12 protein-coding genes are annotated in these 13,583 nt (G+C 39.9%); 6 read left to right on the top strand and 6 right to left on the bottom strand.

The genetic code is table 11. The features are described 5' to 3' along the window. Nucleotide 1: 1 nt before the first annotated feature. Genes I6F66_RS12130 through I6F66_RS12115 form a run of 4 tightly spaced genes read left to right on the top strand, consistent with a single transcriptional unit; the run spans nucleotide 2 to nucleotide 2,990 of the window. The gene (locus I6F66_RS12130; protein ID WP_197209325.1) at nucleotides 2–622 is read left to right on the top strand and encodes a flavin prenyltransferase UbiX; all 621 of its coding nucleotides are present in this window, start codon (nucleotides 2–4) and stop codon (nucleotides 620–622) included. Continuing rightward, nucleotides 622–1,551 carry an ABC transporter ATP-binding protein gene (locus tag I6F66_RS12125; RefSeq protein WP_197209324.1) on the top strand — a complete coding sequence of 310 codons (930 nt, stop codon included), beginning with the start codon at nucleotides 622–624 and terminating at the stop codon, nucleotides 1,549–1,551. The genes I6F66_RS12130 and I6F66_RS12125 overlap by 1 nt, the downstream gene beginning before the upstream one ends. After that, nucleotides 1,552–2,319, top strand: coding sequence for an ABC transporter permease (locus tag I6F66_RS12120; RefSeq protein WP_165739646.1), 768 nt, complete (start codon nucleotides 1,552–1,554; stop codon nucleotides 2,317–2,319). After that, nucleotides 2,319–2,990, top strand: a complete 672-nt coding sequence (locus I6F66_RS12115) for a tRNA (guanosine(46)-N(7))-methyltransferase TrmB (protein WP_197209323.1) — start codon at nucleotides 2,319–2,321, stop codon at nucleotides 2,988–2,990. Before I6F66_RS12120 ends, I6F66_RS12115 begins: the two co-directional genes overlap by 1 nt. A gap of 6 nt (nucleotides 2,991–2,996) precedes the next feature. On the opposite strand, the gene I6F66_RS12110 is transcribed toward I6F66_RS12115, so the two are convergent. Then, complete coding sequence (locus tag I6F66_RS12110) at nucleotides 2,997–4,880, bottom strand: GGDEF domain-containing protein (RefSeq protein ID WP_197209322.1); 1,884 nt, start codon at nucleotides 4,878–4,880, stop codon at nucleotides 2,997–2,999. 264 nt (nucleotides 4,881–5,144) lie between these two features. On the opposite strand from I6F66_RS12110, the gene panP reads away from it, so the two are divergent. Next, nucleotides 5,145–6,770, top strand: coding sequence for a pyridoxal-dependent aspartate 1-decarboxylase PanP (gene panP, locus I6F66_RS12105; protein WP_024594075.1), 1,626 nt, complete (start codon nucleotides 5,145–5,147; stop codon nucleotides 6,768–6,770). 67 nt (nucleotides 6,771–6,837) lie between these two features. Here panP and serA read toward each other — a convergent pair whose 3' ends face one another. The 5 genes from serA to metK form a co-directional block, all read right to left on the bottom strand. Further along, entirely contained in the window at nucleotides 6,838–8,067 is a 1,230-nt protein-coding gene (serA, locus tag I6F66_RS12100) for a phosphoglycerate dehydrogenase (RefSeq protein ID WP_007584756.1), read from the bottom strand. Nucleotides 8,068–8,076: 9 nt separating this feature from the next. Continuing rightward, nucleotides 8,077–8,730, bottom strand: coding sequence for a ribose-5-phosphate isomerase RpiA (rpiA, locus tag I6F66_RS12095; RefSeq protein WP_007584757.1), 654 nt, complete (start codon nucleotides 8,728–8,730; stop codon nucleotides 8,077–8,079). Between the two features lie 53 nt (nucleotides 8,731–8,783). Beyond that, complete coding sequence (locus I6F66_RS12090; RefSeq protein ID WP_197209321.1) at nucleotides 8,784–9,380, bottom strand: 5-formyltetrahydrofolate cyclo-ligase; 597 nt, start codon at nucleotides 9,378–9,380, stop codon at nucleotides 8,784–8,786. 18 nt (nucleotides 9,381–9,398) lie between these two features. Beyond that, nucleotides 9,399–9,947 (bottom strand): hypothetical protein, encoded by a 549-nt coding sequence (locus I6F66_RS12085; protein ID WP_165739640.1) that lies wholly within the window; start codon nucleotides 9,945–9,947, stop codon nucleotides 9,399–9,401. Between the two features lie 175 nt (nucleotides 9,948–10,122). Next, nucleotides 10,123–11,274 (bottom strand): methionine adenosyltransferase, encoded by a 1,152-nt coding sequence (gene metK, locus I6F66_RS12080; RefSeq protein ID WP_101164183.1) that lies wholly within the window; start codon nucleotides 11,272–11,274, stop codon nucleotides 10,123–10,125. 303 nt (nucleotides 11,275–11,577) lie between these two features. Between metK and tkt the strand changes: the two genes are divergently transcribed. Further along, nucleotides 11,578–13,569, top strand: coding sequence for a transketolase (gene tkt, locus I6F66_RS12075; protein ID WP_165739638.1), 1,992 nt, complete (start codon nucleotides 11,578–11,580; stop codon nucleotides 13,567–13,569). Nucleotides 13,570–13,583: the final 14 nt, after the last annotated feature.

Below are 13,583 nucleotides of genomic sequence, written 5' to 3'. Positions count from 1 at the left end.
TGTGCAATTTAAAGATAGAATTACGCTCGCTTTTAGCGGTGCATCAGGTGCGCCTTATGGTTTAAGGTTACTTGAAGTGTTGCTTGAGCAGCAATTTCAAGTTTACGTACTTATCTCAAGTGCAGCGCGAGTGGTGCTTGATACAGAATCAAATATTAAGCTCTCTGGTAATGAAGACAAAGCCACTGAGCAGTTAAGTACGCTGTTTAATGCTAAATCTGGGCAGTTAAAAGTATACGGTAAAGATAACTGGTTTAGCCCTGTGGCTTCGGGCTCTGCGGCGCCTAAAAAAATGGTGGTATGCCCGTGTAGTACAGGATCGGTTTCTGCAATTGCAGTAGGGGCGTCAGATAACTTATTAGAGCGCGCCGCTGATGTGGTAATTAAAGAACGCGGACAGTTAATTTTAGTGCCGCGCGAAACACCGTTTAACGAAATTCATTTAGAAAACATGCTTAAGTTATCTCGTTTAGGTGTGACCATAATGCCAGCAGCGCCTGGCTTTTATCATAACCCACAAAGTATTGAAGACTTAGTTGATTTTATGGTGGCGAGAATTTTAGATCATTTAAATATTGAACATAACCTAACAAAACGTTGGGGTTATGGTGAGGGTAAGTAATGAATAAGCAAAATATTGCTTTAAATATAGAAGGCCTTACCAAGGTTTATAAAAATGGTGTTGAGGCTATTAAAGGCGTTGATTTGCAAGTTAAAGAGGGCGACTTTTTTGCTTTACTTGGTCCAAACGGAGCAGGTAAATCAACCACCATTGGTGTTATTTCGTCACTTGTTAATAAAACAAAAGGCAAAGTAGAAGTATTCGGTTGTAATATTGATACTGACTTAGAAGCTGCAAAAGCGCATTTAGGCTTAGTGCCGCAAGAGTTTAATTTTAGCCAATTTGAAACGCTTAGCCAAATACTTGTTAACCAAGCCGGTTATTATGGTGTGCCACGTGGCGAAGCCCATAAACGTGCTGATAAATACTTAGCGCAACTTGGCTTACTTGAGAAAAAAGACAAACAAGCACGTACGCTTTCAGGCGGTATGAAACGCCGATTAATGATTGCGCGTGCCCTTATGCACGAACCTAAGTTGCTTATACTTGATGAGCCAACTGCGGGTGTAGACATAGAACTTCGCCGTTCAATGTGGGATTTTTTACGCCAAATAAATGAGCAAGGCGTAACTATTATTTTAACTACGCATTACCTTGAAGAAGCAGAGTTACTGTGTAAAAACATCGCTATTATTGATTCTGGTCGAATTGTTGAAAACACGACCATTAAAGCACTGCTTGCAAAGCTTGATAAAGAAACCTTTATTTTAGATTTAAAAATGCCAGCAAACCCTGTAACGCTTGAAGGTTATAAATTTACCATGGCGGACGATCACACTGTTGAAGTAGAAGTCGCTAAATCTCAAGGATTAAATGCGGTTTTTAGTGCATTAACAACTCAAGGTAATACTGTATTGAGTATGCGAAATAAAGCAAACAGATTAGAAGAGTTATTTGTTGGATTACTAGAGCAAGGGCGGGGCGAATAAATGTTTAAATATGGCGTAGCCTTAAAGAGTTTGTGGATCAAAGAGTGTATTCGTTTTTTACGTATTTGGGTGCAAACCCTAGTACCGCCAGCGATTACGATGAGCCTATACTTTGTTATTTTTGGTAATTTAATTGGTTCACGAATTGGCGATATGGGCGGCTTTAGTTATATGGAGTTTATTGTACCTGGCCTTATAATGATGTCGGTTATTACTAACTCTTATTCCAATGTAGCCTCTAGTTTTTACTCAACAAAGTTTCAAAAAAGCATTGAAGAGCTTTTAGTTGCACCTGTACCTAACTACATAATTGTACTGGGTTATATGGGGGGCGGCATGACACGTGGCATTATGGTGGGCTTTATTGTTACTTGTGTATCGTTGTTGTTTGTAGATATTCAAATACATAATATTTTTGTAATAATGGCGACGGTTATTTTAACTTCCGCTGTATTTGCTTTAGGTGGTCTGATTAATGCGATTTATGCAAATAGCTTTGACGATATAAGCATTATCCCCACCTTCATTTTAACGCCATTAACTTATTTAGGTGGTGTATTTTATTCAATTACCCTATTGCCTGAATTTTGGCAAAATGTATCACAAGTAAACCCAATTATTTATATGGTTAACGCGTTCCGTTATGGCTTTTTAGGCGTGTCGGATGTTGATTTAAGCGTGGCTCTTGGGGTTATTTTAGTATTTATAACAGCGTTATTTACATTAGCGCTTACATTGATTAAAAAAGGTGTGGGGCTAAGACACTAATGAGTGATGCAAATTCACGTAGTATTGTATCTAATCAAGCGGGTATTCACGAAAAGCTTGATGAAATAGTAAATAAGCACTTAGATGCTGAGTTTAAAAAGCCAATTGCAGCGCATACTCAAGCTGCGTTTGACGAGGTTAATGCTAAAGTACAAGCCTTTAATGGCCCGCTTATTTTAGACTCGTGCTGTGGCGTGGGTGAGAGCTCAGCTAACTTAGCTAAGCGCCATCCAGATGCCCTTGTTATAGGTATTGATAAATCGTCGCATCGATTAGATAAGCACGATGTTGAGTATAAGCAAACCGACAGTGGGCAGTACATCTTAGTTCAAGCAGACTTAAACGACTTTTGGCGCTTAGCGGTTGCTGCTAATTGGCAACCTACGCACCATTATTTGTTGTATCCAAACCCGTGGCCTAAATCTAAGCATATTCGTAGGCGCTGGCATGGAGCAGCTATTTTTCCGTTTATCGTTAAGTTAGGTGGGCAATTAGAAGTGCGCAGCAATTGGGATATTTACGTGAAAGAGTTCGCAAGGGCGCTTGAATTAACTGGCAACCCTTGCGATGTCACTCTTTATGAGTCAGACGACGCAATAACGCCTTTTGAGCGTAAATACTGGGCCAGTGGCCAGCAAAGCCACCGACTCGTTATTAACCTACCTAGTTAAAGTAAGTTAAAGTGCTAATTCTTCTTTTATAACCGTATTAACATGTGGTACTGGATGGGCAAAATAGTTGCCTTGCATTAGTACCACATTCGCTTTTTTAAGCGCGGTTACTATGGTTGCATTTTCTACCGACTCGGCCATTAGTTGCAAACCAAGCTGATTAGCAAAACTGGCTATGTGTTCAATAAACAAGTAAATGTCTTTGTCATTCACTATTTGCTTTATTAGTGCGCCATCAAGTTTAATACCATCCACTTCTAGCTTAAGTACATTTGATATATTTGAGTAACCACTACCAAAGTCATCAATAATAACCTTAACGCCTTTTGTTTTAACCATACCAATAAATGCTTTTACTTCAGAAAAGTTGGCAATAGCTTGGGTTTCTAAAAGCTCTAACGTGATGTTGCTTGGGTGCGGGTAACGCTTTAGTTCATCAGCAATAAACTCGCTCAAATTAGGATCGAGCATATCTTGTGCTGTTATATTTAAACTCCAGCAAATATCGGTTTTTCTAAAGCGGCTAACACATTGTGAAAATATAGTACGGGTAAGTAAGCCGTCCATTCTTGAGCGAGTCACTACATTTAAAAATGCATCAGGTTTTAACACTTCCCCTTGCGCTGTTACCATTCGAGCTAAACATTCGTACTGAACAACTTTATTGGTATTAGTATCAATAATAGGTTGAAAGTAAGGCACAATACGGTTGTTATCAAACGCTTCACGTACTTCTTTAGCCATTTCAACATTGTATTGATATTGCGTTTTTACATCGTGTAGTGCTTTTGAGTAGTTAACGACGTTGTGTCTACCTTGCTTAGCTTGTAAGGCCGCTATATGTGCGTTTTCAAGTAATAGCGATTTATTACCACTGGCAATACCTGCACAAAGGGTTATATAAATAAAAGGGTCGGTTAACACTGGTGTATTAAAGTTATAAGTTTTTACTAGGTCAGTAAATTCGTCATTACCCATTTCTTTAGGGGCGAGCAATACTATCTTGTTGGTTGCTAATCTGTATATATAGCAATGCGCAGAGCTTCTGAATTTAAAGTGAGTAAGTAAGTTTTTCATTACTTTGTCACCCACTTCAGTACCATAAAAGCTGTTTATATCTTCTATTTCATTAACCCAAATAACGGCTAATTGCATGTGATGGGCATTGCTCTTTTTAATGTAGTATTCAAGCGCGATATGATTTGAAAAGCCAGTACTTGAGTCAGTTGCTAACGAGCGCTTTAGTAAATAAATATATATGGCGGCAACAAGTATCGCGATAAAAAAGAAGAAGCTAGCCATTGCAGCTGCTTTTGATACGCTTTCTTTAAGTTTCTCGTTTAAATTGTAAATAGTTATATCGGCACCCGTTAAATAGGTATTGCCGTTAATAGGGTCAACGTAAGGAATAAAAATAGTTTTAAAGTGGCCCCACTGATCGCTCGATATTTCAAATACAGGCTCGGTTGAGTAAAAAGCACTTATATTGGCATCGGTAGCTTCAGGATAGAGATCTAAAAATTGAGTTACTTTGCCATTATTCTGATCGTCTTGCGTGTAGCTTGATGAGCTAAAAAGAACCTTTCCGTCTTTTAAAATCATTGAATACACATAAGCAATATCAAGTGCTTGAGCAAACTCAGAGAGCTGTTTACTTTTATCTTGATAGTAAGAAAAACTTATGTTGTCGCCTTGATTAACCGCACTTAAGTAATTTTCACCTAAAATATGTTTTACGCTGGTGGCTGCATTAAGTAAGCGATTATCAACCGACTGCATTATTTCAGCACGCGTGGTTTGGTAAGTGTAGTAAACATAGGTAAGTAAGCTTATTAAAAACAAGCTAAAGCCTGCCACTATCCAACTAACTTTGACTCTTCCTTCTGGCATATGTGTCCCTTTTTTGTTATCAAATTTATTATACCCAAAATAAGTAAATGCCCAATAAATAATTAGGTTTGGTAGAGTTTTAATTAAATTATCATTTTTTTGTCATCGCTTTGATTGCTTTTATAGGTTTAAACGAGACATTTTAGTTATATTGCAGTAAAGTTAGCGCAATTTTTAAAGAAACACGATTGCTCTAAATGTCCTAATAATTAGGCGTTTTTGATGGGTAAGCGCGTGTTTTAGCTACACACACTAGGTATTGAGATGGATCAAAAGCGTTGTGCCGTCGCCTCTAAAGAAAGCCTTAAGCGTATATTTACTGTACCTGAAGCGCCAGACTCAACTTTAAGCAAAATCGAGCTTGAAATTTCGAGTAATTTAGCAGGTTTTCTAAACGAAAATATAGCGGCAATTGAAAAACCATTACATGAAATCGAAAAAGATTTTCAGTCGGCAGTGATCCCAGAGGATCCAACGTTTGTATCTGCTTATGCCCAAGACATAATGGAGCAACTTGTTGCACATTCTGTGCATACAGCTGCGCCTAGCTTTATTGGTCACATGACCTCTGCCTTGCCGCATTTCTTATTACCGCTGTCAAAATTGATGGTAGGGCTAAATCAAAATCTAGTAAAAATAGAAACGTCTAAAGCGTTTACGCCTCTTGAGCGTCAAGTGCTTGGAATGATGCATCATTTAGCTTATGGGCAAGAAGATTCATTTTATTCTAAATGGATGCACAGTGCTAAAACCTCATTAGGTGCATTTTGCTCTGGTGGAACGGTTGCTAATATTACTGCGCTTTGGATTGCTCGAAACCGCTTATTAAAACCCGATGGCGATTTTAGAGGTATCGGCGCACAAGGCCTAATTGCCGGTATGCTGCATTACGGCTATAAAGGTTTAGCAGTATTAATATCAGAACGCGGACATTACTCATTAGGTAAATCGGTTGATTTACTCGGTATTGGCCGCGATAACTTAATTGGTATTAAAACCTGCGAAAATAATAAAGTTGATGTAGGAGCTATGCGCGAAAAAGCACGTGAGCTTGAATCGCAAGGCATTAAAGTAATGGCGATTATTGGGGTAGCGGGTACAACCGAAACCGGTAATATTGACCCACTTGATGAAATGGCCGACTTAGCACAAGACATTAACTGCCATTTTCATGTAGATGCTGCATGGGGAGGAGCGACCCTTTTATCGAACACGCATCGCCCTTTACTTAAAGGGATTGAGAGAGCAGATTCAATTACCATCGACGCACATAAACAAATGTATGTACCAATGGGAGCGGGCTTAGTTTTATTTAAAGATCCCGCTGCAACTGATGCAATAGAGCATCACGCTGAGTACATATTACGTAAAGGTTCAAAAGACTTAGGTAGCCACACGCTAGAAGGCAGCCGACCTGGTATGGCAATGTTAGTACATGCTTGCTTACGTGTTATTGGTCGTAAAGGTTACGAAATGCTGATTGATCGAAGCATCAAAAAAGCACATTACTTTGCTGATTTAATTAAGGCTGATGAAGACTTTGAGCTTATTTCGGAGCCTGAGTTGTGCTTATTAACGTATCGTTATGTACCTAAGCAAATTAAACAAGCAATAGCCGATGCTGATGCAGCAACTCGGTTAGATATTTTTGCTTCACTGAACCGTTTTACTGCCAGTATGCAAAAACGTCAGCGAGAGTCTGGTCGCTCATTTGTATCACGTACTCGTTTAACGCCTTCTAAATACGACAATCAACCAACAGTTGTATTTAGGGTGGTACTAGCTAACCCGCTTACTTCAGGTGCTATTTTAAAAGAGATATTAGCTGAGCAAAAAGAGTTGGCAGCAACAGATCCGGTATTCAAAAAATACTTAAGAAAGTATATGTAATCTAAATACAAAAAAGGGTCACTTAATGAAGTGACCCTTTTTGATATTAGAATAGCTGATTAAATTACTAATGCAGAATACGTGCTCTAATTGTACCCTCAACAGCGCTTAGTTCTTTAAGTGCTACTTCAGATTGATCTGTATCTACATCAATAACTACATAACCAATAGATGCGTCTGTTTGTAGGTATTGCGCAGCAATGTTAATACCGTGCTGTGCAAACGCTTGGTTAATTTGCGTTAGTACACCAGGGCGGTTGTGGTGCACGTGTAATAAACGGCTACGATTAGCAAGCTCTGGTAGTGATACCTCAGGAAAGTTAACAGCTGTAATAGTTGAGCCATTATCTGAGTATTTAGCCAGTTTACCCGCTACTTCAATACCAATGTTTTCTTGCGCTTCTTGTGTAGAACCACCAATGTGCGGCGTTAAAATAACATTGTCGAATTGGCGCAGTGGCGATACAAATTCTTCATCGTTAGATTTTGGCTCAGTAGGGAACACATCGATTGCTGCACCACTTAGTTTTTTCTCTGTTAGTGCTTCTGCAAGTGCATCAATATCAACAACAGTTCCGCGTGAAGCGTTGATCAAAATAGATCCCTGCTTCATAACAGCAAGTTCTGCACTACCAATAAGATTTTTAGTTTGCGGTGTTTCTGGTACGTGTAAACTAATAATATCAGAGCGTTGTAACAGCTGAGTTAGGTTGTGAACTTGTTTTGCATTACCGAGTGATAATTTATCTTCGATATCGTAAAACTCCACATTCATACCGATATTTTCAGCCATAATACCTAGCTGAGTACCAATGTGACCGTAGCCAATAATACCTAATGTTTTACCACGTGCTTCAAACGAACCATTTGCTGTTTTTAACCAGCCACCACGATGAGCCGCTGCATTACGCTCTGGAATACCGCGTAATAAAAGTAGGATTTCACCAAGTACAAGTTCAGCAACTGAACGAGTATTAGAAAATGGTGCGTTAAATACAGCAATACCGCGTTCGCGTGCTGCATCTAAATCAACTTGGTTTGTACCAATACAAAAACACCCAACAGCAACTAGCTTGTCAGCTGAGTCTAATACGGCTTGGTTAATATGAGTACGAGAACGAAGTCCTACAAAGTGAACATCTTTAATGCGCTCTTTTAATTCGTCCTCAGGTAAGGATGTTTTAACGTAGTCGATATTGCTGTAACCGTTACGTTTTAGCGTTTCAACAGCGCTTTGGTGAACACCTTCAAGCAAGAGAATTTTAATTTTGTCTTTTGCTAACGATACCTTACTCATAACCTCATCCTATTTAATTTGTGGCCCATTTTTAGTACCGATAATCACTTTATCAGCACCACGCATTGCAAATAGGCCGTTGGTAACTACGCCAACAATTGAATTTATTTGTGCTTCAAGTTGTTTAGCATTGGTAATTTTTAAGTTAAATACATCTAATATAACGTTACCGTTATCGGTAACTACGCCTTGGCGATAAACGGGGTCACCACCAAGCTTTAATAATTCTCGTGCAACGTAGCTGCGAGCCATTGGAATAACTTCTACCGGAAGCGGAAAATCGCCTAATGTTTTTACTAATTTGGTGTCATCTACAATGCACACAAATTGTTTAGCTACAGCGGCTACTATTTTTTCGCGAGTGAGGGCTGCACCGCCACCTTTAATCATTTCGTTTTGAGCATTTATTTCGTCAGCGCCATCAACGTATACATCTAAAGCAGCAACATTATTAAGCTCAAATACTTCAATACCTAACGCTTGTAGGCGCGCAGTTGAAGCTTCTGAGCTAGATACAGCGCCTACAATAGTGTCTTTTACTGAGCCAAGAGCATCAATAAAATGGTTAACAGTAGAACCTGTACCTACGCCTACAATGGTGTTTTCTTTTACAAACTCGAGTGCTGCCCAAGCAGCTGCTTTTTTTAATTCGTCTTGTGTCATTGCTTTGTGCTCATGTATGTCAGAAATATGCGGTTAGTAACCAAAATTAAATGTTACCAACAGTATGTTTTATCTGGGGTGATAATGGTTTTAAGTGGTACGTCCCACGACTCGATTGGTAGAACATCAACTTTTTGGCATTCATGTGCAAGGCCAATTAGTTGCGGTTTTTGCCAATTTTGTTCATGTAAACGTGCCAATGTTCTGTCGTAAAACCCACCTCCCATTCCTAGGCGATTACCTTGTTTGTCAAATGCAACTAATGGCATAAGGAGGTAATCAAGCACTGGTAATGGGCATATTTGAGAGCAGTTCAGCTTAGGCTCCAAGATACCATAGCGATTTGCTCTCATGGGTGAGTTTTTCTCATAGCGCTGAAATAGTAAATTAGCGCCATTAAATGGGTGTATTATAGGGAGGTAAACAGCATGGTTTAAACTCCATAATTCTTTAATTAACAATGAGGTGTCTAGCTCTCCATCATTACTTAAATAAATGGCAATATGCTTTGAATTCGTTGTTTTTTCGCTTTTTAAATGTTGAATAAAATTCATTTTTAGCGATTGAGCAGCAATTATTTGCTGATTATTTGACAAATTATTACGGGTGTTACGAATTTTAGCTCTTGTTTTTGCGCGTTTATTGCTCATTAAATTAATTAGCCATTCTTAAAAAGAGAATAAATCGGGAAAAATTAAAAAAACAGCCAGTACGATTAGCAAAATGGTGGCAGTTGCAATCAATGAATATAAAAGTAAGTTACTGCGTTTTTTAGGAGGCGCTAAGTCATCATCTAGCATTAGGTCGTCATCTTGCCATTCGTCAATATTTTCGTCTGGTGCTTTTAATTGAGTGTCAGGAAGTCGTTGCTCTAACTCGTCTAACTTTTCTTCAAGGCGAATTAAGCTGCTAGTGATGTAATCGAGTGCATCAAAAATACGTTCGTCACGTTGGTTGTTATTTGCAGCAGGGTTTGAGCCATTTTGAATGATGTTTGAAACAGCTTGAAGCTTACTTTTAATGCCTAAGCTTGCTAGTAATTTAGCCTGTTTTAACGCTTTGTCTTTATCGCTTGGTGCAAACAGTGGCTTACCTTTAAAAAAAAGAGCTACTTTTTCGTCTGAAGTTTTTAATTTTGCAGCTAAATTTGTACATGCTGTTTTTATGTCAACGCTATCGGCAAGTCCTGCAAATATAACGCGAAAGTTATCGGCCATTTAACTGTCCCTAAAGCTTTTATAATGAAATGAGTATATACCTAAAGTACAAAAGAATTCGAGGTCGATTTAATAGTTATTTTGTAGACGCGCTACAAACAATATAGCGAATAAGTTTTAGATGCAAAAACGGCCCTTAAAAGGGCCGTTTTTAATTTACTACAACAATTTTGGCTTAAAGGCCAGCAGCTGCGCGAAGTGCGTCTGCTTTATCTGTACGTTCCCATGGGAATTCGTCACGACCAAAGTGGCCGTAAGCCGCTGTAGGAAGGTAGATAGGGCGCTCTAAATCAAGCATTTGAATTAAGCCGTAAGGGCGCAGGTCAAAATGTTCACGAATAAGCTCGATTAAACGGCTTTCTTCTAGCTTGCTTGTACCAAACGTTTCAACGCTGATAGAAGTAGGCTCTGCAACACCAATTGCGTAAGAAACTTGCAGCTCACACTTGTCAGCAAGACCAGCAGCAACAATGTTTTTAGCAACGTAACGTGCAGCGTATGCAGCACTACGGTCAACTTTTGATGGATCTTTACCAGAGAATGCACCACCACCGTGACGAGCCATACCACCGTATGTATCTACAATGATTTTACGACCAGTTAAACCACAATCGCCCATTGGTCCGCCAATTACAAAGCGACCTGTTGGGTTAATGAAAAACTTAGTTGCACTTGTAATAAGTTCTGCAGGAAGTACCGGCTTGATGATTGTTTCCATCACCGCTTCTACTAAATCTTTTTGTGAAATATCTTCGCTGTGCTGAGTAGAAAGTACTACAGCATCAATACCTACTGGTTTGCCATTTTCGTATGCAAAAGTAACTTGAGATTTTGCATCTGGGCGTAACCAGTTAAGCTCGCCGCTTTTACGAACCTCAGCTTGGCGCTGAACTAAACGGTGTGAGTAAGTAATTGGAGCAGGCATTAGTACTTCTGTCTCGTTACATGCGTAACCAAACATTAAGCCTTGGTCGCCAGCGCCTTGTTCTTCTGGGCTAGTACGGTCAACACCTTGGTTAATGTCAGGAGACTGTTTACCAATAGTGTTTAAAATTGCACACGAGTCTGCATCGAAACCCATGTCTGAATTTGTGTAGCCAATGTCACGAATTGTTTTACGTGTAATTTCTTCGATATCAACCCATGCGCTAGTAGTGATTTCACCACCAACCATAACCATACCGGTTTTTACGTAAGTTTCGCATGCAACACGGGCATGAGAGTCTTGCTCTAGGATAGCATCAAGTACCGCATCAGAGATTTGATCGGCGATTTTATCCGGATGACCTTCAGAAACTGATTCAGAAGTAAATAAATGTTTTGCCATTGTAATTCTGCTCACAAATATTGCGCTTCACAAACGTCGGTATTAGCGCTAAAAAATTAAGGGGCGTATTTTATCGAAAACAAAACACCTTGCATAGTGTTTTTACGCCTAGACGTCTAAATAAAATGTATAATAACTTTTTGGTCTTAAAAAATATTCATAATGCCTCATTTTTATGGGGTTTTTAATTGCACACAGCCCCCACAATAAGTAAGAATGGTGCCATAAAAGCTCTTAAGTGACTTATGAGCATAAACGATTACATAAATACCCGCGCAAATACACATAAAGGTAGGAGAATTCATGCCATCTCGCAAAGAACTTGCAAATGCTATTCGCGTCTTGTCAATGGACGCAGTACAAAAGGCCAAATCTGGTCACCCTGGAGCCCCTATGGGCATGGCCGATATCGCAGAAGTACTATGGCGCGATTATCTAAAGCATAACCCAACAAATCCAGAGTGGGCTGACCGTGACAGATTTATTCTTTCAAACGGCCACGGTTCAATGCTTATCTATTCTCTATTGCACCTAAGTGGTTACGATTTACCATTGGACGAAATTAAAAACTTCCGTCAAATGCATTCTAAAACACCAGGTCACCCTGAATACGGTTATGCACCAGGAATCGAAACTACTACGGGTCCATTAGGTCAAGGGATCACAAATGCCGTAGGTATGGCAATTGCTGAAAAGGCGCTAGCTGCACAGTTTAACCGTGAAGGTCACGATATTGTTGATCACTTTACCTATGCATTTATGGGCGACGGTTGCCTAATGGAAGGTATTTCTCATGAAGCGGGTTCACTTGCTGGCACATTAGGCCTTGGTAAACTTGTTGCATTTTGGGATGACAACGGCATTTCTATCGATGGTGAAGTAGAAGGTTGGTTTACAGATGACACGCCAGCTCGTTTTAAAGCCTACGGTTGGCATGTAATTAGTGGTGTTGATGGTCACGACAGCGATGCTATAAGTGCTGCAATTAGCGAAGCAAAAAGCGTTACCGATAAACCTTCACTAATTTGTTGTAAAACAATTATTGGTTACGGCTCACCTAATAAATCTGGTAGCCACGATTGTCACGGTGCACCACTAGGTGATGACGAAATTAAAGCGTCTCGCGAATTCTTAGGTTGGACTGGCGATGCGTTCGAAATTCCTGATGATATTTACGCACAATGGGATAGCAAAGAAAAAGGTCAACAGCTTGAATCAAGCTGGGACGAAAAATTTGCAGCATACGCAAAAGCATACCCAGAGCTTGCAGCTGAATATAAGCGTCGTATTAATAACGAACTGCCTGGCGATTGGGCTGAAAAATCTCAAGCGTATATTGAGCAATTACAAGCAAACCCAGCAAACCCAGCGTCTCGTAAAGCGTCGCAAAATGCATTAAATGCGTTTGGTCCGTTATTACCAGAATTTATGGGTGGCTCAGCCGATTTAGCTGGCTCAAACTTAACAATTTGGGATGGCTCTAAAGGTTTAACACGCGATGATGCAAGCGGTAACTACATTTATTACGGTGTGCGTGAGTTTGGTATGTCAGCAATTATGAATGGTATTGCCCTTCATAAAGGCTTTATTCCTTACGGTGCTACGTTCTTAATGTTTGTTGAATATGCAAAAAATGCCGTACGTATGGCTGCATTAATGAAGCAACCAAGCATTTTTGTATACACGCACGATTCAATTGGTTTAGGTGAAGATGGTCCAACTCACCAACCAGTAGAGCAAATTGCAAGCATGCGTTTAACGCCTAACTTATACAACTGGCGCCCGTGTGACCAAGTTGAGTCGGCAATTGCATGGCAACAAGCTATTGAGCGTAAAGACGGTCCTACATCGTTAATCTTTACTCGCCAAGGTCTTGAGCAACAAGCGCGTGACGCACAGCAATTAAGTGACGTTAAAAAGGGTGGTTACATCCTTAGCTGTGACGGCAATCCAGAGATTATCTTTATTGCGACGGGCTCTGAAGTGCAACTAGCACAAGATTCAGCAAGCGAACTACGCAGCCAAGGTAAAAAGGTACGTGTTGTATCTATGCCTTGTACTGATGCCTTTGAAACGCAAAGCGCAGCATACAAAGAAAGCGTATTACCGGCATCAGTTTCACGCCGCGTAGCAGTAGAAGCTGGTATTGCTGACTACTGGTACAAGTACGTTGGTTTAAACGGCGCAGTAGTAGGTATGACTACCTTTGGTGAGTCAGCACCTGCAGGCGAACTGTTTGAGCACTTTGGTTTTACAGTGGCAAACATTGTAAGCAAAGCAAACGAGCTTTTTTAATCGATTGCTTTAAT

This window comes from Pseudoalteromonas sp. NZS100_1 (genome assembly GCF_015864285.1).
In the GTDB taxonomy this organism is placed as follows: Bacteria; Pseudomonadota; Gammaproteobacteria; order Enterobacterales; family Alteromonadaceae; genus Pseudoalteromonas; species Pseudoalteromonas arctica.
The sequence above is the reverse complement of the archived record's forward strand: the minus strand, read 5'-3'. Positions and strand labels throughout refer to the sequence as shown.